The sequence below is a fragment of the Mycetohabitans sp. B3 genome, from assembly GCF_021498065.1.
Taxonomy (GTDB): domain Bacteria; phylum Pseudomonadota; class Gammaproteobacteria; order Burkholderiales; family Burkholderiaceae; genus Mycetohabitans.
The window spans coordinates 1-1010 of sequence record NZ_JAHLKN010000194.1; the positions used below are offsets into that span (position 1 = coordinate 1).

General features: G+C 58.7%; 1 protein-coding gene. It reads left to right on the top strand.

The window, feature by feature from the left end; genetic code table 11:
- Window positions 1–20: 20 nt before the first annotated feature.
- Window positions 21–1010 (top strand): IS110 family transposase (locus tag KQH55_RS16245; protein WP_235091697.1); only part of this gene is annotated, 990 nt, incomplete at its 3' end.

Below are 1010 nucleotides of genomic sequence, written 5' to 3' on the forward strand. Positions count from 1 at the left end.
TAAGGGGAGCGCAAGCGGCCCTGCGAGTGCAAGCCCTATTGGAGGTGATTGAGCGGTACAAGCAGAAATGGTCGCTGCCCCAAGATGTGCGTGTGGTGGTCAGTTATGAGGCTGGGCAGGATGGATTTTGGATCTATAGAGCGCTGCGCTCGCGTGGCATGGATTGTTATGTGATCGATGCGGCTAGTATTCCGGTGGAGCGGCACAGGCGTCGCGCTAAGACGGATCGGCTTGATGCGATCAAGCTGGTCACGAATCTGCGAGTATGGCTGCATGGCGAACGTGACCGCATGCGCGTAGTGCGAGTGCCCTCGCTGCAAGATGAAGCTTCGCGTCAGTTGATTCGTGATCGAGGGCAATTGCACAAAGAGGTGCTGCAGCACCGCGAGCGTATGCGTAAGTTGTTGATCACGATGGGTTGCTGGGACGGTTTCGATCATAGGACGTTTGCCAAGCGGCTAGCTAGCGGCAAACTGGTTTGTCACGATGGCACACCGCTGCCCAGCGAGTTGCATGAACGACTGTTACGCGAGACGGCCCGCCTGGCACTTGCCGAAGAACAACTCGCGGCACTTGAGCGCGCACTGCAAGAACGCCTACCGGCACCTGTACGCGAACGGATCACTTATCTTAGGCACCTCAAAGGTGTAGGCCAGCTCGGGGCATCGCGCCTGATGCTTGAGTTGTTCTGGCGCGAGTTTGGTAACCGGCGGCAACTGGGCGCCTGCGTAGGCTTGGTCCCGCAGCCCTACGATAGCGGACAGAGCCGGATTGATCAGGGAATCAGCAAGCAGGGAAATAGGCGAGTGCGAACCCAGCTCATCGAGATGGCCTGGTGCTGGCTGCGCTATCAGCCTAGCAGTGCGCTGGCGCAGTGGTTCAACAAGCGCACGCAGGGCACCGGAGCCAATCGCCGCGCGCGACGCATTGCGATTGTCGCGCTTGCCAGGCGGTTAGTGATTGCATTATGGCGCTACCTTAAAGACGGCGTGATTCCACAAAACGCTCAG